We start from the raw sequence: 21,905 nt of genomic DNA, 5'->3' as shown, positions 1-21,905 counted from the left end.
GGAGGGGGCGCCGCGACGGCGGTCCGCCGGCCGTGGCGGCCGGACGTGGAGGGGTTGCCGGCATCCTATGCGCCGGCACGGCGGCGGCCGGTCGCCGCGCCGGTCCCCGGGTCGTCGAGGGGGAGCCGGTGAGGATCGGCATCCTGTCGTACCACTTCCCGCCGGAGCCGGCGTTCATCCCCGGCAGCCTGGCCGAGGAGTTGGCCGCCCGGGGTCATGAGGTGCGCGTGCTGACGGGCTTCCCGGACTACCCGGGCGGGCACGTCTATCCCGGCTGGCGGCAGCGCTGGCGGCACGTGACCCGCAGTGAGCGGCTCACCGTGCGGCGGGTGCCGCGCTACGCCGGCGGGGACGCCTCGGCCCGGGCCCGGATGGCCGGCTACCTGTCGTTCGCCGGCAGTGTCGCCCTGGTCGGGCGGCGCTACCTGGCCGACGTGGACGTGCTCTACGTCTTCCAGTTGCCCGCCACCGCCTTCGCCACCGCGGCGCTGCTGCGGATGCTCGGCCAGGTACCGACCGTGCTGCACGTGCAGGACCTGTGGGCCGAGGAGGAGCACGGCCCGGACCTGCCGCACCGCCCGGGGCGGCTGCTCACCGCGATGCGCCGGGTGCACCGGGAGGCCGACGTGGTGGCGGTCGCCGCGCCGTCCATGCGCGACCTCGTGCTGGCCGACGGGGTACCGCCCGAGCGGGTCCGGGTGGTGCTCAACTGGACCGACGAGCGGATCTTCCAACCGGTCCGGCCGGGACGGGCGGCGCAGGGGCTGGTCCGCCGCGACGGCCGGTGCGTGGTCATGCACGCCGGCACGATCGGCGCCCGGCAGGGCCTGGAGACCGCGGTACGCGCGGCCGTGGCGCTCGACGACCGGATGGACCTGGTGCTGGTGGGATCGGGCGCTCAGGAGCGGCGGGTGCGGGGGCTCGCCGCCGAGTTGCGGGCGCGCAACGTCCGGTTCGTGGAGCGCCGTTCACCGCTGGACATGCCGGAGCTGTACGCCGCTGCCGACTATCAGTTGATCATGCTGCGTGACCTGCCGGAGTTGCGGGGCAGCGTGCCGGCCAAGCTCCAGGCCGCGCTGGCCTGCGCCCGGCCGGTGGTGGCCTCCGCCGGTGGGGACACCGTCGAACTCGTCGAGCGGGCCCGGGCCGGGTTGTCCTGTCCGCCCGAGGACTGGGCGACGCTGGCGGACCGGTTCTGGCTGGCCTCCACCATCCCGGCCGCGGCCCGGATGGAGATGGGTCGGCGGGGGCGGGAGGCGTACCTGCGGGAGATGTCGCTGCGGGCCGGGGTGGACCGGATCGAGGAGTTGCTGCGCGAGGTGGCGGTCGGCCGTCGACGCTGACCGTCACCCGAAAGGTCCTCCTGATCCTGATCGGACGCCCTGGAAAAGCCGATATTCGTCCTTCGGTGTCTATCTTCGTGCTAGAAAATCGATGAATCGTCATTTCTGTCCGTTTCGGAGCAGGAGAGTGGTGTGACGGGAAGCGGTAGGTCTCGTCGTGGCCGGAGGTGGCTGCGGCGGCGGACGCGGGCGCGGGTTCGCCGCGTCCTGCTCGTCGGCCTCGTGGTCGGCTCACTGCTGCTGGCCGGCGCCGGGTGGGTCGGCTTCCGCGGGTGGCAGGCCCGGGCCAACCTGCTCAACGCCGCCGGCCTGGCCCGCGAACTCAGCGCGCAGATCGTCGCCGGGGACACCGCGCGGGCCCAGCGCACCCTGGCCGCGTTGCAGGAGCAGAGCGGCGCCGCCCGCTCGGCGACCGGCGGGCCGGCCTGGTGGCTGGCGGGGAACACGCCGTACACCGGTGACGACCTGACCGCGGTCCGGCGGATCGCGGTCACCGTCGACGACCTGGCCCGGGAGGCGTTCCCGCCGCTGGTGCAGACCGACGTGTCCGCGCTGGTGCCCCGGGACGGTCGACTCGACCTGGGCGCGCTGCGGTCCGTCGCGCAGCGGCTGACCCGGGTCGACGCCGTGGTGCACGACAGCGGCGCCGGCCTGCGCTCGGTGCCGACCGGTGGGCTGCTGCCGGAGGTCCGGGACGCGTTGGACGGGCTCCGGGTCGAGGTCGACAAGCTGGCCGGGCTGCTCTCCGGGATCACCAAGGGCGCCCAGCTGCTGCCCGCGCTGCTCGGCGCCGACGGGGCCCGCACCTACCTGCTCGTCTCGCAGAACCTGTCGGAGCTGCGGGCCACCGGCGGCATGTTCGGCGCTTACGCGGTCGTGCGCGCCCGTGACGGCCGGGTGGACCTGGTGAAACAGGGGACCGCCGTCGACCTGCAACGGTTCGTCCCGCCCCTCGCGATCGACGCGGAGACCCGTGCGCTCTACACCGACCTGCCCGGCATGTATCCGGCCGACGTCAACCTGACCCCGCACTTCCCGACCGCGGCGAAGCTCTACCGGGAGATGGTCCGGCGGCGTGCCGGGGTCACGGCCGACGGGGTCCTCGCGGTGGACCCGGTGGCCCTGTCGTACCTGCTGTCGGCGGTGGGATCGGTCACCGTGCCCGGCTATCCGGCCCTGTCGGCGAAGACCGTCGTGCGGACCCTGCTGGCGGACAGCTACCTGACGATGGACCTGGACACCCAGGACGATTTCTACGCGGCCTCGGCGGCGGCGGTGTTCAACTCGCTGCTCGGCCGGGATGTCAACCCGCGAGGGATTCTGTCCGCATTTGACCGTTCGATTACCGAACGCCGGATATTGTTCTGGAGTGCCCGGCCGGAGGAACAGCGGATGTTCGCTGCGAACCGGATCGGCGGCATCCTGCCGGAGCAGGAGAAGGCGCCGACCGTCGGTGTCTTCCTCAACGACGGCAGCGGCGCGAAGCTCGGCTACTACCTGCGCCCGTCGGCGACCGTCACGGTCGGCGACTGTCAGGACGAGGGCCGGCGGCAGCTGCGGCTCCGCTTCACCCTGCACTCGTCCCTGCCCGACTCCGGCCTGACCAAGGCGGTGCTCGGCATGGGCAAGTCGGGCGACCCGTACACCGCCCGCACCTTGGTGACGGTGTACAGCCCGGCCGGTGGCGCGGTGATCGGCGCCCGCCTCGACGGGGTCGAGGCCCACATGGGCAGCGGCACCGACCGGCGCCGCCAGGTCGCCATCGCCAACGTCGAGGTGCGCCCCGGCGCCACCCGGACCCTCGACGTCGACCTGCTCACCGGCAGGGACACCGACGGCACGCCGGAGCTCTGGCTCACCCCGACCGCCACCCCGTGGACCACCCAAGTAGTTCCCGCACCAAGCTGCAACCAGTAGGAGGAGAGCATCATGCGGCTATCCCGCATCATCATGGCGCTCACGGTCGGCCTCGCCGTCGTGGCAGTGCCGACCGCGGCGGGGGCAGCCCAGCCCCAGCCGCAGCCCCCGGCAGGTGGGCAGCCGCCACCGGACTACGTGCCGGCGCCGGCGTCGCTGACCGTCAGCCCGACCACGATCGTCATCGGCGAGTCCGTGGTGCTCCGGGGGAGCAACTTCGGTCCCAACGAGATCGTGGACATCACCGTGTCGGTGGCGCCCCTCGCCGCCCCGATCCCGGGCCAGGCTCCCGCCCGTCGCAGCGACGGCAGCGCCGTGGCGATGACGGCGGTGGCGTACCCGCACCCCGCTCCGCGCAGCTTCACCGCGCGGACCGACGCGCTGGGCCGCTTCACCAAGCGTTACCGGCCGTCGGACGTGGGTCGGCTGACCTTCACCGCCGTCGGCCGCGAGTCCGACCGGACCGCCAGCGCGACCCTGACCGTGCTGCCCAAGAAGCGTCCGCCGCACCACCTGCCCGTCACCGGTGACAGCCTCGGCACGCCGCTGAAGGTCGGTGGCGGCCTGGTCGGCGCCGGCATGGTCCTCATGGTCGGCAGCGTCCTGTGGCGCCGGCGCAACCGCTTCGGCGCGGGGTCGGCGAGCTGACCCCGACCGGGCAGTGCCCGGACAGTGGTGCGCGGGCGCCCGCCGGTCCATCCGGCGGGCGCCCGCACGTGCGGTCCGGGTCAGTCCACCGGTGACCGCGTCACCTCGTCGGCGTGGCCCGCGGGTGGCAGCGGCACCGTGAGCACCCGGCTCACCGGCCGGAATCCGGCGTCGTCGTACATCCGGCGGGCCGGGTTGCCACAGCCGACGGAGAGGCCCAGCCGGGGCAGACCGGCCGCCCGGCTGCCGCGCAGGGCGTGGCCGAGCAGCGCCCGTCCCAGTCCCCGGCCCTGTGCCGCCGGGGCCACCGCGAGGTTGAGGATCCAGGCGCAGGTGTCCTCGGTCCACGGCACCGGTCCGGCGCAGAGCACGTGACCGGCGCTGCGCCCGTCGGGTCCGACCACCCGGGCCGAGGCGGCCAGCAGCGGCGGCACCGGGTCGCCCCGGTCGAACATGGCCTGGATCTGCGCGGTGTCGTCCGGCTGCCAGGGACCGTCCGGATGCGTGGGCCCGTACGCCGCCGGCAGCCCTTCGGCCAGGTCGTCGTCCCAGCCCGCCGGGGCCAGCGACCACCCGGTGGGCAGGGCGACCGGCTCCGGTACGACGGCCAGGTCGTGCCGCATGTCGGTGGCGGCCCGACGCAGGGTGAGCCCGCCGGCGACCAGGGCGTGCGCGAGCTCGTCGTGCGGCGTCTCCAGCCGTGCGCCGGCCAGGTCCCGGCGCGCCTGTGCGGCCACCGTGCCGACGTCGACCCCGGGCAGCGGGCTCACCTCGGCGGCGACCCGTTCCCCGTCGTCGTCGTGCAGGCGCAGGCGGGCGAGGGCGGTGCCGTCGTCGGCACGGAGCAGGTGCCGGGTCGGCACGTCCAGGTCGATCTCCAATGGCATCCCGGCACCGTAGTGCCCCCGCCCGGACCTCGGCCAATCCGTTTCCCCGCCGTCCCGGTCCCACCGGCCCGGCACGATTCGGGTGCCCGGGGCCGGCTGCGCAGTCTGCGGCGGATGTCCGGTCCGCGTGGATCGGCCGGGTCGGTGTGCCGGCTGGTGGGCGGGTTGCGGGGATCGGGGTCGGCGTCCCGTGGCCGGCGCCACGGCGGCGGCGGAATGGTGGCCGGGGCGGGGTCGTTACACCCTCTGTACGACCGCAGCAGCACCCCCCGCTGCCAGGCCCGAGGCGGATCGCGTGGGTCGGAATGCCGGCCGGTGGGCGGTCGTTACACATGGTCCCGGCGCCGCGAACCTGTGTCGCCTGTGCTGCCGGGCCCCAAAGCCTTCGAGCGCCTGTCGAGGTGCCCGCGCGCGATGTCGTCCCCCACGACGCGCGTGTGTGTCGACCCCCCGAATGGAGCTTGTCTGATGAACACCATCATGCGGAAGAGCGTTCTGGGTATCGCTGGTCTCGCCGTCGCCGGTGGCCTCGCCGCCGGCCCGCTGAACCACGACACCGGTACTCCGGTCGAGACGACGCCGGCCGCGGTGGCCGTGCAGGCCGACAAGCCGGCCGTGGACAAGAGCACGCTGATCCCGCACGGCGTGCAGGGCCAGCAGTCGCGCATCGAGCTGTCCGACGAGCAGATCGCCAACACCAAGGCCATCATCGCCGCCACGAAGAAGGCCGGCATGGACGAACGCGCCGCCGTGGTCGCCATCGCCACCGCCCTGCAGGAGTCCAAGCTGGAGAACCTCGGCCACCTGGGTGACCGCAACGACCACGACTCGCAGGGCCTGTTCCAGCAGCGCCCGAGCTCGGGTTGGGGCACGGTCGAGCAGATCACCGACCCCGAGTACTCCACCCTCGCCTTCCTCAAGGGCCTCAAGCAGGTCGACGGCTGGCAGGACATGCCGCTGACCAAGGCCGCCCAGACCGTGCAGGTCTCGGCCTACCCCTTCCACTACGCCCAGTGGGAGCAGCAGGCCGCCGACCTCGTCGCCGAACACTGGAACAGCTGACCCACCACGCACTGAGCACGCCGGCCGGCACCCCGAACAGGGGGTGCCGGCCAGCGGCGTATCCGGCGTCCGTCAGGGGCACTTCGCGTACAGCCGGCGGGTGCCGACGCCGGCGTCGTACGCGGCACGGTCGCTGAACCGGCAGCCGAAGTCCGGCGCGGCGACCGCCTTCGGATCGGTGACCGCGTCACCGGCGGGACGCACTCCGGTGCGTACCCAGGAGACCAGGTCGTCCCAGGCGGCGCCGGCCTCGGCCGGGGTGAACTCGCAGTGCTGGGTGGCCCGCACGGCCCGCTGGACGACCAGCCGGCTGCGGCCGTGCCGTGCCGCGTCCCGGGCGTACGCCTGCTCCATGGAGAAAGGCACGAACAGGTCACCCAGGCCGTGCAGGCCGAGCACCGGCGCGGTCGGGCGGCCCGCGATGCGCGGCACCTCCGTCAGCACCGGAGAGAATCGCTGCCGGAAGTTCTCCGGCGGCACCCGCTGCACGGTGGCGTTGACGTCGACCGGGCCGTTCGGGCTGTAGCGGGTCAGCAGGTTCGTGGCGAGCTGCCCGGGCCGCTGCGCCGGTGAGTCCCCGCCGTCGGTGGTGCTGATGGCGAAGAGGAAGTCCTTCCAGACCGCGAAGGCCGCCTCCGCGCCGGGGCGCGGCCCGCCGGAGCGGTTGACCGTGATCTCCCGCAGCTGCTTGCCGCGCTCGTTCGTGGTGTCCGGCCCGGTGGGGGTGAGCCCGGCCAGGCCGAGCGCCACCTGGATGCGGGGCACCGCGTTGCTGAGGTAGTCGGTCGGCGTCGGGTACGCCCGCACCCCGCCGAGCGCCTGGGCGACCAGGTTGTAGTCGAGGAAGAAGTCGAGCAGCTCGTGATCGCCCAGCACCCCGCACATCGGCAGCGCCCCGTCGTAGTAGCCCGGGTACTGCTCCAGCGATCGGCCGATGACGTAGCCGCCCATCGACACCCCGGCCACGTACGTCCGCTTCGGACGCTCGACGGTCGAGGCGAACAGGTCGGCCAGTTCCCGGGTGCTGACCACGCCGGAGCGGATGTCGAAGCCGTTGGTGGTGTACGACGACGACGCCCAGGCGTACCCCTGGCCCAGCAGCCGCTGCCGCAGGCCGAACCCCGGGGCCTCGGGGGAGAGCACGGTGGTCTGGCCGCGGTAGCCGTGCGCCCACATGACGAGTTCGCCGTTCCAGGCCGCCGGCACCTCGACGATGTAGCCGGCGTGCCGGTGCACGCCCTGCCGTACGGTGGTCGGCGCGCCGCCCACGACGAGCGGGGCCAGCGGCGGGTTGGTGATGGTGTAGCCGGGCAGCGGCTGCGAGCCGTCGTCGCCGGCGGCGGTGGCCGGCGCCGCGCCGGCGAGCCCGACGGTCAGGGCCAGGGACGCGCCGACGGCGAGCAGCCGGCGGGTGAGGCGGGTGGTTGAGGACAGCATCGATGCTCCCCCGGGGACGGGTGCCGCCCGAGGGCGGCCAGGCGGGACGGTGCCTACCGGCCGGTAGCGCACTGAAGCTAGGCCCGTTCCGTGAGGGCTGTCAATGCTCCACCTGACCGACCGGTCAGCACCGACCGTCCGGCGGGCGTCAGACCAGCCCGTGCGCGAGCATCGCCTCGGCCACCCGGCGGAAGCCGTTGATGTTCGCGCCGGCCACGTAGTCGCCCGGCAGGCCGTACTCCTCGGCGGTGGCCCAGCAGCGGGCGTGGATGTCGCGCATCGTCTCCCGCAGCCGCTGTTCCGACTGGACGAAGGTCCACGAGTCGCGGCTGGCGTTCTGCTGCATCTCCAGCGCGCTCACCGCCACCCCGCCGGCGTTGGCCGCCTTGCCCGGGGCGAACCGCACCCCGGCCCGGCCGAGGATGCGCACCGCCTCCGGCGTGGTCGGCATGTTCGCCCCCTCCACCACCGCGACGCAGCCGCCGGCCACCAGCGACGCGGCCTCCGCCCCGCCGATCTCGTTCTGCGTCGCGCAGGGGATGGCCAGGTCGCAGGGGACCTCCCAGACGGTACGACCGGAGACCGCCACCGCGTGCGGCACGTGCCGCACGTAGTCGTCGAGGCGGGCGCGCCGCAGCTCCTTCAGCTCCCGCAGCAGCTCCAGGTCGATGCCCTTCTCGTCCAGCACGTACCCGTCGGAGTCCGAGCAGGCCACCACCGTCCCGCCGAGCTGGTGCACCTTCTCGATGGCGTACGTGGCGACGTTGCCCGACCCGGAGACCACCACCCGCTTGCCGTCGAGGCTGTCCCCGGTCTGCTTGAGCATCTCCTCGGCGAAGAACACCGCGCCGTACCCGGTCGCCTCGGTGCGCACCTGCGCGCCCCCGTACGACAGGCCCTTGCCGGTCAGCACCCCCGACTCGTACCGGTTGGTGATCCGCTTGTACTGCCCGAACAGGTAGCCGATCTCCCGGCTGCCCACCCCGATGTCCCCGGCCGGGACGTCGGTCTGCTCGCCGATGTGCCGGTACAGCTCGGTCATGAAGCTCTGGCAGAAGCGCATCACCTCGCGGTCCGAGCGGCCCTTCGGGTCGAAGTCCGCGCCGCCCTTGCCGCCGCCGATCGGCAGACCGGTGAGGGCGTTCTTGAAGATCTGCTCGAAGCCGAGGAACTTCACGATCCCCAGGTACACCGACGGGTGGAAGCGCAGGCCACCCTTGAACGGACCGAGCGCGCTGTTGAACTCCACCCGGAAGCCCCGGTTGACCCGGACCCGACCGTGGTCGTCCTCCCACGGCACCCGGAAGATGATCTGCCGCTCCGGCTCGCAGATCCGCTCGATGATCCGCGCCTTCGCGTACTCGGGGTGACGGGCCAGCGCCGGGCCGATGCTCTCCAGCACCTCCCGTACCGCCTGGTGGAACTCCGGCTCGCCCGGGTTCCGAGCGACCACACTGGCGTACACCGACTCCGGGGCCTCCGGCATCACCACACGTCCTTTCCGGTCCAGGTGGTGGCCGCGTCGCCCCCACCGGGCCGACGGCGTGCCGCCGACCGCCCCCGGATACGGATCGTCACCCCTGTCCGGTTCACTGATCCGATGGACGAGTTGATCTGGGACACGGTCCGTGCCTCGTGCGGCTGGCTGGACGCCGCCAACGGCACCGGGCAGGCCGAGCTGACCTGCCGGATCCTCAAGCTCACCGAGGAGGCGGGGGAGGTCGCCGGCGCGTGGATCGGCCTGGTCGGCCAGAACCCACGCAAGGGGGTGACGCACACCCGCGAGGAGGTCGCCGCCGAACTCGCCGACGTCGTGTTCACCGCCCTGGTGGCCATCGAGAGCCTCGGCCTGGACGCCCGGACCGTCGTCACCGCCTGCGCCGACAAGGTCCGCTCCCGCATCACCTGAGTCCGGCCGGCCCCACCCCGCCGTGCGCGTCCGCCGTCCGTGCCCGCGGCGTCCGCCGTGTCCGCCTCGGTACGCGTCCGGGGGCGTTCGCGTCGGGTTCAGGCGGCTGGCCTCTGCCGCGCGTCGGCGGTCGGCGGCCGACCTCGGCCGCGTGTCGGTGGTCGGCGGCCGTCCGGGCGTGCGGCGTCCGTGGTGTCCGTTTCGGGTACGCGGGCCGGGGTGTTCGCTTCGGGTCACGGGGTTGGTTGGCCGGTTTCGGGTGCGGTTGTTGCTGCTCTGGCGACATCGATTGCACCTGAGGGTGGTGTGCGGGTGGGTCAGTCTGGGGTGGGTGTCCGGTTCGGGTGGCTGTTGTGGTGGCCCGCGTGTCTGGTTGGTGTCTGGTTGGTGTGCGGGGTCCTGTGGTCGGGGGCACTCGGGTGGCGGAATGGTGGCGGGCTGGGGGTCGTTACATTCTCTGGACGATCGCAGCAGCACACCCGGCTGTACCGGCCCTGATCCCGGGGCCTGGTCCGGGGGTGTGGGGCCGGAATGTTGGTGGCCCGCCGGTCGTTACACATGGTCCCGGCGCCGCAAGCCTCCGTGCTTGACGTGACCCCCGTCGGTGTGACCGCGAGCTTGATGGTCCGCACCGTGATCGCCGAGCCCCCCCGCTCGTGTGACCTGATCCGTGAGCGGGTCAGGGTTTGCGCTGGAGCCGGTTTATCGACTTTCCCCCCTTTGTTGTGTGAGCGCCTGTCGAGGTGCCCCGCATGCGGTGTCGTCCCCCGGCGACGCGTGTGTGTCGACCCCCGAATGGAGCTTTGCTATGAACACCATGATCATTCGTAAGAGCGTTCTGGGTATTGCTGGTCTGGCTTTCGCCGGTGGTGTGTTCGCCGGTCCGGTGACCGAGGCGCACGCCGCCCCGGCTGCCGATGTGAAGACCGTCGCCGTCATGGCCGCTGAGAAGTCGGCTGTGGACAAGGGCAAGCTGATTCCGCACGGTGTGCAGGGTGCGCAGTCGCGTATCGACCTGTCGGACGAGCAGGTCGGCAACGTCAAGGCGATCATCGCCGCCACCAAGAAGGCGGGCATGGACGAGCGGGCTGCGGTGGTGTCGATCGCCACGGCGCTGCAGGAGTCGAAGCTGGAGAACCTCGGCCACCTCGGTGAGCGTAACGATCACGACTCGCAGGGCCTGTTCCAGCAGCGCCCCTCCAGCGGTTGGGGCACGGTCGAGCAGATCACCGACCCCGAGTACTCCACCCTGGCGTTCCTCAAGGGTCTGAAGCAGGTCGACGGCTGGCAGGACATGCCGCTGACCAAGGCCGCCCAGACCGTGCAGGTCTCGGCCTACCCCGACCACTACGCCCAGTGGGAGCAGCAGGCCGCCGACCTCGTCGCCGAGCACTGGAACAGCTGACCCACCCACGCACTGCGCATGCTGGCCGGCACCCCGAACACGGGGTGCCGGCCAGCGGCGTATCCAGCCGAGCCGCCCGGCGGTCAGGCCGCCCGCCGCATCGATCATGAGGGTGGTGGCGGTGTGGATCTCCGCGACTGTCAACCCCGAGGAGGGATGGGGGCGGGTGGCGTGGTCAGTAGCGGCGGCACGTCCACACGTCCACAGCCCCCTGGCGGTTGAGGCATCGTTCGTCGGTCCGGCCGGGGGGTGCCCGCGAGGCGGGCTGAGATCTTGGCGAGTTGTCGTTCACCGCGAACGACAACTCGCCAAGATCTCCTTCAATCCTCGCCCCTCGCGCAGGCCGGTGTGGCTGCCCCAGGGGGCGGGTCCCGGTCCGGGTCGCCGTGCGGTGGTCGGGAGACGAGCCTCTGATCGCGGTGCGGGGCGGTGGTGGGGGTCACTGGGGGTGGGGGAAGGGTGAAGGCGGGTAGCGTGTTGAGTCGGGTGTCGGTGTGTCCAGTGTCCCCGGGCCTCACCTGAAATGCCGTCGCGGAATACCGTTCGGCTGGAGCCGCGTCGCGCCACGCGCCGAGAGGCGACCTGCACACCGGCACCCTTCAGCGCCGCCCCCGACCCACCCGGTCGGGGGCGGCGCTTCTGCGCCGGTGGCGGCACAATCAGGGCGTGGACTGGTCCGAGAGCGCTGGAGTGGTCGTACTGCCGAGTGGCGCGACGGTACGCGGACGCCGGGTCGGCGATCCCGCCTCGCCCGCCGACTTCGCCCTGCTGTTGGCGCCGGGCCCGGAGCCGGCCTGGCCGCACCGACGTATCCGCTGGCCGGACTTCTGGCTCCCGCTGGACCGGGCCGACGCCCTGGACGCGCTCGGCGAGGCGCTGCGTCGGGCACACGACGGGGCCCGGGTGGAGGTGGCCTGTCGTGGCGGGGTCGGCCGGACCGGCACGGCGCTCGCCGCCCTGGCGGTCCTCGACGGTCTGCCGGCTGCCCAGGCGGTTTCCTGGGTCCGCGAGCGGTACCACCCGCGCGCCGTGGAGACCCCGTGGCAGCGCGCCTGGCTGCGCCGCCTGCCCTAGAACGGCAGCCCGGCGAGCACGTCACCGACACCCGCGGGCCCGTCGCGGAGGCTAGCACCGCGAGCCGGGTGGTGGCCGCCGCGCGCCCACCACCCGGCTGCCCCACGGTCAGCGGGAGACGTACTCGCGCAGGTGTCGGGCGGTGAGGGTGTCGGCCTGCGCGATGAGGTCGGCCGGAGTGCCGGTGAAGACCACCCGTCCACCGTCGTGCCCGGCTCCGGGCCCGAGGTCGACGATCCAGTCGGCGTGCGCCATCACCGCCTGGTGGTGCTCGATGACGATCACCGTGTTGCCGGCGTCGACCAGCCGGTCCAGCAGCGCGAGCAGTTGGTCCACGTCGGCCAGGTGCAGACCGGTGGTCGGCTCGTCCAGCACGTAGGTGCTGGACTTCTCGGCCATGTGGATGGCGAGCTTGAGCCGCTGCCGCTCGCCGCCGGAGAGGGTGGTCAGCGGCTGCCCCAGGCTCAGGTAGCCCAGTCCGACGTCGGCCAGCCGGTCCAGCACGGCGCGTGCCGCGCCGCCGGCGAAGAACTCCCGGGCCTCGGCGACCGACATCGCCAGGACCTCGCTGATGTTCTTCCCCCGCAGCGTGTACGTCAGCACCTCGTCGGTGTAGCGCCGGCCCTCGCACCGTTCGCAGACGCTGGCGACGCCGGCCATCATCGCCAGGTCGGTGTAGACCAGGCCGATGCCCTTACAGGTGGGGCAGGCGCCCTCGGAGTTGGCGCTGAACAGTGCCGCCTTGACCCCGTTGGCCTTGGCGAACGCGGTGCGGATCGGGTCGAGCAGGCCGGTGTAGGTGGCCGGGTTGCTGCGTCGGGAGCCGCGGATGGGGGACTGGTCGACCACGACCACCCCGTCCCGCCCGGGCAGCGAGCCGTGGATCAGGGAGCTCTTGCCGGAGCCGGCCACCCCGGTCACCACGGTGAGCACCCCCAACGGCAGGTCGACGTCGACGTCGCGCAGGTTGTGCAGGTCGGCGTGGCGGATCGGCAGCCAGCCCGACGGCCGGCGCAGCGGGTCGCGCAGGGTCACCCGGTGGTCGAGGTGGCGGCCGGTCAGGGTGTCCGAGCGGCGCAGGCCGGCCACGTCCCCGGTGTAGCAGATCCGCCCGCCCGCCGAGCCGGCGCCCGGGCCGAGGTCGACGACGTGGTCGGCGATCGCGATGGTCTCCGGTTTGTGCTCGACCACCAGCACGGTGTTGCCCTTGTCGCGCAGCCGCAGCAGCAGGTCGTTCATCCGGGCGATGTCGTGCGGGTGCAGCCCCACCGTGGGCTCGTCGAAGACGTACGTCACGTCGGAAAGGCTGGAGCCGAGGTGACGGACCATCTTGACCCGCTGCGCCTCGCCGCCGGAGAGGGTCGCCGACTCCCGATCCAGGCTGAGGTAGCCGAGCCCGATCTCCACCAGCGAGTCCAGCGTCTCCCGGAGGGCGCCGACCAGCGGTGCGACCGACGGGTCGTCGATGCCACGGACGAACTCCGCCAGGTCGCTGATCTGCATGGCCGAGCAGTCGGCGATGGTGCGTCCGGCGATCCGCGACGACAGGGCGGCGGCGTTGAGCCGCGCCCCGCCGCAGTCGGCGCAGGTGGTGAAGGTGACCGCCCGGTCGACGAAGGCCCGGATGTGCGGCTGCATCGACTCGCGGTCCTTGGCCAGGTAGAGCCGGCGCACCTTGACCGCCAGCCCCTCGTACGTCCAGTTGTTGCTGCCCATCTTGAACTTCGTGGCCGGCTTGTGCAGGAAGTCCTGCCACTGCTGCGGGGTGTAGTCCTGCAGCTTGAGGTCCGGGTCGAACAGGCCGGAGCCGACGATCGTCTGCCAGTACCAGGAGTCGACCGCGAAGTTCGGCACCAGGATCGCCCCGTCGTTGAGGGAGCGTTCCACGTCGACCATGGCGTGCACGTCCAGGTCGGACACCCGGCCCAGCCCTTCGCAGGTCGGGCACATCCCCTCGGCGAGGTTGAAGCTGAACGCCCCGGCCCCGCCCACGTACGGGGTGCCGAGCCGGCTGAACACGATGCGCAGCATCGCGTACGCGTCGGTCGCCGTGCCGACGGTCGAGCGGGAGTTCGCCCCCATCCGCTCCTGGTCGACCACGATCGCCGGGGTGAGGTTGCGCAGCGAGTCGACCTCCGGCCGGGACAGGCTGGGCATGAACGACTGGAGGAACGTGCTGTAGGTCTCGTTGATCAGGCGGCGGGACTCGGCGGCGATGGTGCCGAACACCAGGGACGACTTACCCGACCCGGAGACTCCGGTGAACACGGTGAGTCGCCGTTTCGGAATGTCGAGAGAGACTCCGGTGAGGTTGTTCTCCCGGGCACCCCGTACCTCGATGACGTCGTGGTTGTCGGCTGCGGATCGCGCTGGCTGCTGCATGCCGTCTAGCGTCTCATTGAACCTATCGTGTAAACCTCGACCGGACGGTGCGCAGGTGATCCGCGCTGGCCGGGACGCGAAGTCTCAAACGTGGGTGCAGGCTACAGGCGGTCCGGGCGTGGCACGGCCGGAGGCCGGTGACCGATGTCGACCGTCCCCAGTGGCCGGATGCGCAGCGGCCCGGCGGTCACCCCGCCGGGCCGCTGTCGGCTCGGTGCGGTCAGTTGAGGCCGCAGGTGGCGAAGCCGTCCAGGTCGGGCCGCTGGGCGCCGACGCGGTTGAAGGCGATCTCGATGCGGTCGAGCGCCGCCTGCCGCTTGCTCTTGAGCGGGCCGAGGATGGCGTTGTTGATGAAGTTCGGGCCGCCCTGAGGGTTGGCCGCCTGCTGGGCCAGGCGGGCGTTGGCCTCGCTGATCTGCTTGTCGAGCTGGGCCAGTTCGGCCCGGACGTTGGCGGCGGCCTGGGCCGGCACGGCCGGGATCTGCGGGGTCGGGCAGTTCACCGTCCGGGCGCCGGCCACGTTGCCGTTGCCCGCGTTGCCGGTGGCGCCGTTGCCCGCGCCCGCGTTGCCGTTGCCTGCGCCCGCGTTGCCGTTGCCTGCGCCCGCGTTGCCGCCGCCGGCCGGGGCGGATCCGTTGACCGCGCTGGCGACGCCCGGGGCGTTGAGGGTGCAGGTGGCGAGGCTGTCCAGGTCGGGTCGCTGCGCGCCGGCCCGGTTGAAGTTGATCTCGATGCGGTCCAGCACCGCCACCCGCTTGTTCTTCAGCGGGCCGAGGATGGCGTTGTTGATGAAGTTCGGGCCGCCCTGGGGGTTGGCCGCCTGCTTGGCCAGGCGCTCGTTCTGCCGGGCGATCTCCTCGTCCAGGTTGGCCAGTTCGCGCTCGACGCCGGCGGCGGCCGAGGCGGGAACCGCCGGCAGCTTGTCGCGTACGGTCGGGCAGTTCACGGTCTGGGCGCCGCTGGCGTTGCCGGTGTTCTCGCCGGCGGAGGCGAGTTGCAGTCCGCCGGCCAGCAGCAGCGCCGCGAGGGCGCCCACTCCGGCGAGCTTGAGGACCGCGTTCTTCCGCGTGGGCCTGGCCATGTACCTCTCCTCTGGTCTCCGCCGGGCCGTCGACGCGGTCGGCGTCCGGGGGCGTTCCGGCGGTGCGGTGGGGATGCGGGAGCCCGGTGTCGACCGCCCCGGCATCGGCGGCGTCCCGTTGCGTCCCTGCGGCCATGGATACGGAGTCCGCCCGAAGATCGTTCAACCGGCGGCAAGCGGTTTCCGGCGACCGCCGGCCGCCGCGTCGCGCGAGGTGGGCGACGGCCGTCCGGCCGGGTTCACCCTCGGTGCCGCGCTCGCCACCCTCGCCGTCGGCGGGTGCGTCGCTCCGGTACGCCGATCTTGTCTCGGTATGGTGCCTCACCATGAGAGCCCGGGTCCTGGCCGCCGCCACCGTCGCCGTACTCCTCATCACCGCCACGCCCGTCCCGGCGGACGCCGTGCCGTCGGCGCTCCCGGCGGTCGTGCCCTGCCCGAGGTTGCCGACCCCGACGGTGACCCGCCCGCCGCGCCCCGTGCCCCCGGCGGCGGTGCCCGCGCAGCGGGCGGTGGGCGGCGAGGCGCTGGCCACCGCCGGTCTGGTCGTCCCGCCGGGCGCGCCCGCGCCGCCTCCGGTCACCGCCGGCTCGTGGCTGGTCGCGGACCTGGACAGCGGCGCGGTGCTCGGTGGCTGCGGCCCGCACGAGTACGCCACCCCGGCGAGCGTGCAGAAGCTGCTGCTGGCCGCCACCATGCTGCCGAAGCTCGACCCGAAGCAGGTCGCCACGGTCACCCGGGCCGACCTGGACATCGAACCCGGCAGCTCGGCGGTCGGCCTGCTGGTCGGCGGCCGGTACTCGGTGGAGACCCTCTGGCTGGGGCTGCTGCTGCAGTCCGGCAACGACGCGGCGAACATGCTGGCCCGGCTCGGCGCCGGCAGCGCGCAGGCCGGGGTACGGCAGATGAACGCCGAGGCCCGCCGGCTCGGCGCCTGGCAGACCCACGCGGTGACCCCGTCCGGCCTGGACGGCCCGGGCCAGTTCACCAGCGCGTACGACCTGGCGCTGATCGCCCGGGTCTGCTTCGCCGACCCCACCTTCCGCCGGTACGCGCTGACCGAGCGCACCCAGATCCCGGCCCAGCCGGCGCTGAAGAAGCCCGGCTTCCAGATCCAGAACGAGAACCCGCTGATCCACAACTATCCGGGCGCGTTGGGTGGCAAGACCGGCTTCACCGACCTGGCCCGGCACACCTACGTGGGCGCCGCCGAGCGCGACGGCCGGCGGTTGGTGGTGACCCTGTTGGGTGCCGAGCGCCGGCCGGTGCGCGCCTGGGAGCAGGGGGCCCGGCTGCTCGACTGGGGCTTCGCCCTGCCCCGCGACGCCTCGGTGGGCCGGCTGGTCGAGCCGGGCGAGGTGACCGCCGAGGGGCTGCCCGCGTCCGCCCCGCCCCGGGCGGTCCGTGCGCCGGCCGCCGGGGGATCCGGGGCCGGGGGACCGGAGTGGCTCGGCGGCGCGGTGGTCGGCGGTGGGGCGGTCCTGGTCGGGCTCGTCGCCGCCGTGCTGGCGTTGCGGCGCCGCCGTCGCCCGCGCGGCCGGCGTCGCGCCTGAATCGACCGGCGTCGACAAGCCGTCGCGGGGTACATAGACTCCGATCTTTCTGGTACCACGAGTCCAGGGAGGACACCCGTGTCGAGTGAACCCCGACCGACCGCCGTGCCGCGCCACCGACCGCTGCGGACGCTGCGCCGCCTGGCCGGCGTGACGGCCACGTCGGCCGCGCTGGTCGCCGCCGCCGGCACCGCCGCGGTCGCCGCCCCCGGTGCCGCGCCGTCCACGCCGCCGACCACGAAGGGGCCCTGCGCGTACACGGCGACCCCGGACGACCCGGCGGCCCGCCCGGTGCCGCTGCCGCCGGACCCCCGGCGTACGCCCGACCGTGGCACGGTCCGGGTCACCCTGCACACCAACCAGGGGCCGATCGGGTTGACCCTGGACCGCGAGCAGGCCCCCTGCACCGTGCAGAGCTTCCTGCACCTGGCCCGCCACCGCTTCTACGACCGGACCACCTGCCACCGGCTGACCGCGTACGCGACGTTGAAGGTGCTCCAGTGCGGTGACCCGTCCGGCACCGGCTCGGGCGGGCCCGGGTACCGGTACGCCGACGAACTGCCCACCGACCTACCGCCCGCGCCGACCGATCCGACCGGGGTCCGCCGCCTCTACGCCCGGGGCACGCTGGCCATGGCCAACGCCGGCCCGGACACCAACGGCAGCCAGTTCTTCCTGGTGCAGGCCGACTCGGCGCTGCGTCCCAACTACACCGTCTTCGGCTCGGTCGACGAGGCCGGGCTGGCGACGTTGGACCGGATCGCCGCCGCCGGCATCGCCCCCACCCCGGAGGATCCGGCCCCGGTCGACGGCGCGCCCGCTGAGCCGGTGGAGATCTGCAAGGCCAGCCGGGGCCGCTAGGACCCGCCGGGTCCCCGGGGCGGCGTCCGCCGCCGGTCGCCGCCCCGGGGCACCGCCCAGGCCGGGCCGGCGTGTCGACGCACGCGTCCTGAGGCGTCGGGTGGGACGGCGCGCCGTCGCCGCCCCACCCGGTCGGCTCGGGTCCTACCGGCTCGGGGCGGCGCCGTCGGCAGGACCGGAAATCGTCACCCGGACGCGCCATCCTGACTACGCTTCGTGGTGATGAGCGTATGGGTTCGTACCGTCGCCGTGCTCGTCGCCGTCGTGGCGTCCGCCGCCGGTGTGCCCGCCGTGGCCGTGGCGTCCCCGGTGGCCACCCGCCCGTGCCCGCCCGTGCCGTCGGTGTCCCGGCCGCCCCGCCCCGCGCCCCCGCGCGCCGAGCCCGCCCACCGCGTCGTCGGCGGACCGGAGCTGGCCACGCCCGGGCTGGTGACGCCCGCCGGGGTGGCAGCGCCGCCGCCGGTGCCGGCCACCTCGTGGCTGGTCGCGGACCTGGACAGCGGCGCGGTGCTCGGTGGCTGCGGCCCGCACGAGTACGCCACCCCGGCGAGCGTGCAGAAGCTGCTGCTGGCCGCCACCATGCTGCCGAAGCTCGACCCGCGCGAGGTCGTCACGATCACCGCCGGTGACCTGGACATCGAACCGGGCAGTTCGGCGGTGGGACTGGCCGAGGGCGGCCGCTACCGGATCGAGACGATCTGGCTCGGGCTGCTGCTCAAGTCCGGCAACGAGGCGGCCAACGCGCTGGCCCGCCTCGGCGGCGGGCCGGCCGGTCAGCCGGGTGGGATGCGCGCGATGAACGCCGAGGCCCGCCGCCTGGGCGCCTTCCAGACACACGCGGTGACCCCGTCCGGGCTGGACGCGCCCGGCCAGTTCACCAGCGCGTACGACCTGGCGCTGATCGCCCGGGCCTGTTTCGCCGACCCGGCCTTCCGCCGGTACGACACCACGCTGCGCGCCGTCGTCCCGGCCCAACCGGCGCTGCGCGAGAAGGCGTTCGAGATCCAGAACGACAACCAGTTGCTGTACCACTACCCGGGCGCCATCGGCGGCAAGACCGGCTTCACCGACCTGGCCCGGCACACCTACGTCGGCGCGGCCGAACGCGACGGCCGGCGGCTGGTGGTCACCCTGCTCGGCGCGGAGGTGACCCGCCAGCGGGCCTGGCAGCAGGGGGCCGACCTGCTGGACTGGGGCTTCTCGCTGCCCCGCGACGCCTCGGTCGGCCGGCTGGTCCGCCCCGGGGAACTCGCCTCGCCGTCGCCACCGTCGGGCACCCCGCCGGCGCTGGCCGCCGCCGGTGGACCGCTGGAGCGGCCCGGGCAGCGGTGGACCCGGCCCGGCCCGCTGCTCGGCGCGACGCTGCTCGCGGTGGTCGCCACCGTGGTGCTGGTCGGCTGGCGTCGCCGGCACGCCGCCGTACGCCGTCGCGGGTGAGCGTGCCGGCACGGCCCGGCCGGTGGCGCGCCGGCACGGCGCTGGCCGTCGCGGTCGTCCTCGCGTCCGCCGCCTGCCAGCGTCCGCCCGGACCCGCGCCGACGCCCCGCCCGGCCCCGCCGTCGCCCGGCGCCTCGCCCGCCCCGGCCGACTTCGTGCTGCTGTCCGAGGTCGACCCCACCATCGCCACCGACATCCGGTACGCCACCGCCTACAACTTCGTCGGCCGGCCCGTCGACGGCTACCCGGAGCCGTTGTGCCTGCTCACCCGCCCGGCCGCCGAGGCGCTGCGCCGGGTGCAGACCGCCGCCCGCGCCCAGGGCCACCGCCTGCGGGTGTACGACTGCTACCGGCCGCAGCGCGCCGTCGCGCACTTCGTCCGCTGGGGCGCAGACACCGCCGACCAGCGGACGAAGGCCGAGTTCTATCCCCGGGTGCCCAAGGACCGGCTCTTCGCCGAGGGCTACCTCGGCGCGCCCACGGCGCACAGCCGGGGCAGCACCGTCGACCTCACCCTGGAACCGCTGGCCGCGCCACCGCGCGCCCGCTACGACCCGGGCCGACCGCCGACCCCCTGCACCGCGCCCGCCGACCGGCGCTTCGCCGACGGCAGCGTCGACATGGGCACCGGCTTCGACTGCTTCGACCCGCTGGCGCACACCGACGACCCGCGCGTCACCGGGCCGGCGCGGCAGCACCGGCAGCTGTTGAAGCGGCTGATGGCACAGGGCGGGTTCGTCAACTACGACCGGGAGTGGTGGCACTACCGGTACGCCGACGAACCGTACCCGCGGACGTACTTCGACTTCCCGGTCGCGGTCGCCTCGCTGCCGCCACGCTGACCCCGGCGGCGGCCGGCGGTGCGGTTTAGACTCGCCACCGACCCTGGCCAACCCCGCGACGGGCCGGTCGCCGCAGGCTCCCGTCGCCGACTGCGAGGAGCCGGCGTGGAGCTGGAACGGATCGGTCCGCCACTGCGCGCGGGGGAGCGGGAGACGCTGCGCGCCTTCCTCGATTTCCACCGCGCCACCCTGGCCATGAAGTGCCGGGGGCTGACCGACGAGGAACTGCGCCGCCGGTCGTCGCCCCCGTCCACCCTCACCCTGCTCGGACTGCTGCGGCACATGGCCGAAGTGGAGCGGACCTGGTTCCGCCGGGTGATCAACGCGGAGGACGTCCCGCTGATCTGGTCGGAGACCGGCGACTTCCAGGCGGCGTACGACCCGTCCGGCTGCACCGGCGCGGAGGCGTTCGAGGTGTGGCAGCGCGAGGTGGCGCACTCCCGCCGCATCGAGCGCGACGCCGAGTCGCTCGACGTCACCGGCCACCAGGCGCGGTGGGGCGAGGACGTGTCGCTGCGGCTGGTGATGCACCACATGGCGCACGAGTACGCCCGGCACAACGGCCACGCCGACTTCCTGCGGGAGGCCATCGACGGCAGCGTCGGGGCCTGACGGACCCCGGCCTGGGCGACGACGTGCCCGGGTGCCCGCTCAGCCGCCGGCCCGGCCGCCCAGCGGCAGCCAGGCGAGCACGTCGGAGATCTTCGCGTCCCAGTACGCCCAGTCGTGGTCGCCGGGGGAGAAGTCCACGGTGAGCGGCAGGCCGCGCGCCCGGGCCGCCTCGACGAACGTCAGATTGTCCTCGTACAGGAAGTCCTCGGTGCCGCAGGCGACGTAGAGCGGCGGCGTGTCCGGCCCGGCGGTGCCCAGCAGCGCCACCGTGTCGTCGTCGGTGTCGGGGACCTGCCGGTCGCCCCAGACGGTGTGCCAGACGGCGGCGTCCACCGGCCGGGTCGGATGGTCGCGCCGGTGGGCGACGTTCAGCGCGCCGGAGAGGCTGGCGGCGGCGGCGAACCGGTCCGGCCGGCGCAGCGCCCACTTCACCGCGCCGTAGCCGCCCATCGACAGCCCGGCGACGAAGGTGTCCTCGCGCCGGGTGGAGAGGCGGAACAGCGACCGGCACACCTGCGGCAGCTCCTCGCTGAGGAACGTCCAGTACCGGTTGCCGTGGACCTCGTCGGCGTAGAAGCTGCGCTCGGCGCGCGGCATGACCACGGCCAGGCCCAGCGGGGCGGCGTACCGCTCGATGGCGGTGCGCCGCAGCCAGATCGTCTCGTCGTCGGTGAGGCCGTGCAGCAGGTAGAGCACGGGCGGGTCGCCCTCGGCGCCCGCGCCGGCCAGCCCGATCTGGGACGCCGCGGGCTGCGGCAGGATCACCTGCATCGACGTGTTGAGGCCGAGCGCCTCGGAGTAGAAGTCGCAGCGGACCAGAGCCATGGTCAGTGACCGTACCGGGCTCAGCCCGTCGGCGGTGGGCACGCGGCGGCCACCAGCACCTCGGCGGCGGCGCGCGCCTCGGCGGGGGCGGCGGGGTCGGCCTCCAGGACGCCGGCGGCGAGCCCTCCGTCGAGCAGGAGGGTGAGCCGGCGGGCCAGCCGGTCGGGGTCCCGCGCCCCGGCGCGGCGGGCCAGGTCGGTGACCCAGGCCCGGACCACCGTCTTGTGTTCGACGGTGCGGGCGTGCACCGCACTGCCCGGGGCGCTCTCGGCGGCGGTGTTGATGAAGGCGCAACCGTGGTAGCCCTCCCGCCGGCACGCCGTGCCGAGGGCGTCGAACATCCCGACGAGCTGGTCGCGCGGGTCGTCCCCGGCGGCCCGGGCGGCGGCGCGCAGCGCGCCGAACCAGGCCTGGTCCACCGTGTCGAGGTACGCCAGGACGAGGTCGTCCTTGCGGGGGAAGTGCTTGTACAGGGTCGCCTTGGCGACCCCGGACTCGGCGATCACCGTGTCGACCCCGACACCCCGTGGGCCGTGGGCGTAGAAGAGCCGGAAGGCGGTCTCCAGGATGCGCTCGCGCGCGGACTGCCGGCCGCCGCCGGCCGGGGTCGTCGCCGCCATGTCGCCACCTCTC

The 21,905-nt window shown here is 73.7% G+C and carries 19 protein-coding genes; 12 read left to right on the top strand and 7 right to left on the bottom strand.

All coding sequences use genetic code 11. The features are described 5' to 3' along the window. Positions 1-128 precede the first annotated feature (128 nt). The 3 genes from GA0070614_RS04215 to GA0070614_RS04205 all read left to right on the top strand — a co-directional run bounded on the left by GA0070614_RS04215 (position 129) and on the right by GA0070614_RS04205 (position 3,908). Positions 129-1,343, top strand: coding sequence for a glycosyltransferase family 4 protein (locus tag GA0070614_RS04215; protein ID WP_088974724.1), 1,215 nt, complete (start codon positions 129-131; stop codon positions 1,341-1,343). A 222-nt stretch (positions 1,344-1,565) separates the two neighbouring features. Next, positions 1,566-3,260: a DUF4012 domain-containing protein gene (locus GA0070614_RS04210; protein ID WP_231933525.1), complete on the top strand. Its 1,695-nt coding sequence runs from the start codon at positions 1,566-1,568 to the stop codon at positions 3,258-3,260. Positions 3,261-3,272: 12 nt separating this feature from the next. Next, a complete protein-coding gene (locus GA0070614_RS04205; protein WP_088974722.1) occupies positions 3,273-3,908 on the top strand; it encodes a hypothetical protein in 636 nt (211 codons plus the stop codon). Positions 3,909-3,988: 80 nt separating this feature from the next. Here the strand turns inward: GA0070614_RS04205 and GA0070614_RS04200 are convergent, their stop codons facing one another. Next, positions 3,989-4,795 carry a GNAT family N-acetyltransferase gene (locus GA0070614_RS04200; protein ID WP_088974721.1) on the bottom strand — a complete coding sequence of 269 codons (807 nt, stop codon included), beginning with the start codon at positions 4,793-4,795 and terminating at the stop codon, positions 3,989-3,991. Between the two features lie 468 nt (positions 4,796-5,263). Between GA0070614_RS04200 and GA0070614_RS04195 the strand changes: the two genes are divergently transcribed. Next, on the top strand, positions 5,264-5,857 hold the full coding sequence (locus tag GA0070614_RS04195) for a hypothetical protein (protein ID WP_088974720.1): 594 nt from the start codon (positions 5,264-5,266) through the stop codon (positions 5,855-5,857). 72 nt (positions 5,858-5,929) lie between these two features. Here the strand turns inward: GA0070614_RS04195 and GA0070614_RS04190 are convergent, their stop codons facing one another. After that, positions 5,930-7,294 carry a hypothetical protein gene (locus tag GA0070614_RS04190; protein WP_088974719.1) on the bottom strand — a complete coding sequence of 455 codons (1,365 nt, stop codon included), beginning with the start codon at positions 7,292-7,294 and terminating at the stop codon, positions 5,930-5,932. A 148-nt stretch (positions 7,295-7,442) separates the two neighbouring features. After that, the gene (gene gdhA, locus GA0070614_RS04185) at positions 7,443-8,780 is read right to left on the bottom strand and encodes an NADP-specific glutamate dehydrogenase (RefSeq protein WP_088979200.1); all 1,338 of its coding nucleotides are present in this window, start codon (positions 8,778-8,780) and stop codon (positions 7,443-7,445) included. A gap of 114 nt (positions 8,781-8,894) precedes the next feature. Here gdhA and GA0070614_RS04180 point away from each other — a divergent pair, with 114 nt between their 5' ends. The 3 genes from GA0070614_RS04180 (at position 8,895) to GA0070614_RS04170 (ending at position 11,682) form a co-directional block, all read left to right on the top strand. Beyond that, entirely contained in the window at positions 8,895-9,203 is a 309-nt protein-coding gene (locus tag GA0070614_RS04180; RefSeq protein WP_088974718.1) for a MazG-like family protein, read from the top strand. 808 nt (positions 9,204-10,011) lie between these two features. After that, positions 10,012-10,608, top strand: a complete 597-nt coding sequence (locus tag GA0070614_RS04175; protein WP_088974717.1) for a hypothetical protein — start codon at positions 10,012-10,014, stop codon at positions 10,606-10,608. A 666-nt stretch (positions 10,609-11,274) separates the two neighbouring features. Continuing rightward, positions 11,275-11,682: a protein-tyrosine phosphatase family protein gene (locus GA0070614_RS04170; RefSeq protein ID WP_088974716.1), complete on the top strand. Its 408-nt coding sequence runs from the start codon at positions 11,275-11,277 to the stop codon at positions 11,680-11,682. Positions 11,683-11,790: 108 nt separating this feature from the next. Here GA0070614_RS04170 and GA0070614_RS04165 read toward each other — a convergent pair whose 3' ends face one another. Together GA0070614_RS04165 and GA0070614_RS04160 are read right to left on the bottom strand one after the other, a co-directional pair. After that, positions 11,791-14,064: an ATP-binding cassette domain-containing protein gene (locus tag GA0070614_RS04165; protein ID WP_088974715.1), complete on the bottom strand. Its 2,274-nt coding sequence runs from the start codon at positions 14,062-14,064 to the stop codon at positions 11,791-11,793. Between the two features lie 220 nt (positions 14,065-14,284). Continuing rightward, complete coding sequence (locus GA0070614_RS04160) at positions 14,285-15,145, bottom strand: hypothetical protein (protein WP_088974714.1); 861 nt, start codon at positions 15,143-15,145, stop codon at positions 14,285-14,287. A 326-nt stretch (positions 15,146-15,471) separates the two neighbouring features. Here GA0070614_RS04160 and GA0070614_RS04155 point away from each other — a divergent pair, with 326 nt between their 5' ends. The 5 genes from GA0070614_RS04155 (at position 15,472) to GA0070614_RS04135 (ending at position 20,447) form a co-directional block, all read left to right on the top strand. Continuing rightward, positions 15,472-16,695 (top strand): D-alanyl-D-alanine carboxypeptidase family protein, encoded by a 1,224-nt coding sequence (locus GA0070614_RS04155; protein WP_088974713.1) that lies wholly within the window; start codon positions 15,472-15,474, stop codon positions 16,693-16,695. A 78-nt stretch (positions 16,696-16,773) separates the two neighbouring features. Further along, complete coding sequence (locus GA0070614_RS04150) at positions 16,774-17,556, top strand: peptidylprolyl isomerase (protein WP_231933524.1); 783 nt, start codon at positions 16,774-16,776, stop codon at positions 17,554-17,556. Positions 17,557-17,778: 222 nt separating this feature from the next. After that, on the top strand, positions 17,779-18,993 hold the full coding sequence (locus tag GA0070614_RS04145) for a D-alanyl-D-alanine carboxypeptidase family protein (RefSeq protein WP_088979199.1): 1,215 nt from the start codon (positions 17,779-17,781) through the stop codon (positions 18,991-18,993). After that, positions 18,990-19,835: a M15 family metallopeptidase gene (locus GA0070614_RS04140; RefSeq protein ID WP_231933523.1), complete on the top strand. Its 846-nt coding sequence runs from the start codon at positions 18,990-18,992 to the stop codon at positions 19,833-19,835. Before GA0070614_RS04145 ends, GA0070614_RS04140 begins: the two co-directional genes overlap by 4 nt. Before the next feature lie 105 nt (positions 19,836-19,940). Further along, entirely contained in the window at positions 19,941-20,447 is a 507-nt protein-coding gene (locus tag GA0070614_RS04135) for a DinB family protein (RefSeq protein ID WP_088974711.1), read from the top strand. A 39-nt stretch (positions 20,448-20,486) separates the two neighbouring features. On the opposite strand, the gene GA0070614_RS04130 is transcribed toward GA0070614_RS04135, so the two are convergent. Next, complete coding sequence (locus tag GA0070614_RS04130; RefSeq protein ID WP_088979197.1) at positions 20,487-21,272, bottom strand: alpha/beta hydrolase; 786 nt, start codon at positions 21,270-21,272, stop codon at positions 20,487-20,489. 20 nt (positions 21,273-21,292) lie between these two features. Further along, positions 21,293-21,892 carry a TetR/AcrR family transcriptional regulator gene (locus GA0070614_RS04125; RefSeq protein ID WP_088974710.1) on the bottom strand — a complete coding sequence of 200 codons (600 nt, stop codon included), beginning with the start codon at positions 21,890-21,892 and terminating at the stop codon, positions 21,293-21,295. Between the last annotated feature and the right edge of the window lie 13 nt (positions 21,893-21,905).

This window comes from Micromonospora coxensis (genome assembly GCF_900090295.1).
Taxonomy (GTDB): domain Bacteria; phylum Actinomycetota; class Actinomycetes; order Mycobacteriales; family Micromonosporaceae; genus Micromonospora; species Micromonospora coxensis.
Note: the sequence above shows the minus strand (reverse complement) of the source record. Positions and strands in the feature narration are given on the sequence as shown.

Excerpts from the sequence above, each read along its gene's own strand:
- GA0070614_RS04205 (WP_088974722.1), top strand. The coding sequence starts at position 3,273 with ATGCGGCTATCCCGCATCATCATGGCGCTCACGGTCGGCCTCGCCGTC.
- GA0070614_RS04200 (WP_088974721.1), bottom strand. The coding sequence starts at position 4,795 with ATGCCATTGGAGATCGACCTGGACGTGCCGACCCGGCACCTGCTCCGT.
- GA0070614_RS04195 (WP_088974720.1), top strand. The coding sequence starts at position 5,264 with ATGAACACCATCATGCGGAAGAGCGTTCTGGGTATCGCTGGTCTCGCC.
- GA0070614_RS04190 (WP_088974719.1), bottom strand. The coding sequence starts at position 7,294 with ATGCTGTCCTCAACCACCCGCCTCACCCGCCGGCTGCTCGCCGTCGGC.
- gdhA (WP_088979200.1), bottom strand. The coding sequence starts at position 8,780 with ATGCCGGAGGCCCCGGAGTCGGTGTACGCCAGTGTGGTCGCTCGGAAC.
- GA0070614_RS04180 (WP_088974718.1), top strand. The coding sequence starts at position 8,895 with ATGGACGAGTTGATCTGGGACACGGTCCGTGCCTCGTGCGGCTGGCTG.
- GA0070614_RS04175 (WP_088974717.1), top strand. The coding sequence starts at position 10,012 with ATGAACACCATGATCATTCGTAAGAGCGTTCTGGGTATTGCTGGTCTG.
- GA0070614_RS04165 (WP_088974715.1), bottom strand. The coding sequence starts at position 14,064 with ATGCAGCAGCCAGCGCGATCCGCAGCCGACAACCACGACGTCATCGAG.
- GA0070614_RS04160 (WP_088974714.1), bottom strand. The coding sequence starts at position 15,145 with ATGGCCAGGCCCACGCGGAAGAACGCGGTCCTCAAGCTCGCCGGAGTG.
- GA0070614_RS04155 (WP_088974713.1), top strand. The coding sequence starts at position 15,472 with ATGAGAGCCCGGGTCCTGGCCGCCGCCACCGTCGCCGTACTCCTCATC.
- GA0070614_RS04145 (WP_088979199.1), top strand. The coding sequence starts at position 17,779 with ATGAGCGTATGGGTTCGTACCGTCGCCGTGCTCGTCGCCGTCGTGGCG.
- GA0070614_RS04130 (WP_088979197.1), bottom strand. The coding sequence starts at position 21,272 with ATGGCTCTGGTCCGCTGCGACTTCTACTCCGAGGCGCTCGGCCTCAAC.
- GA0070614_RS04125 (WP_088974710.1), bottom strand. The coding sequence starts at position 21,892 with ATGGCGGCGACGACCCCGGCCGGCGGCGGCCGGCAGTCCGCGCGCGAG.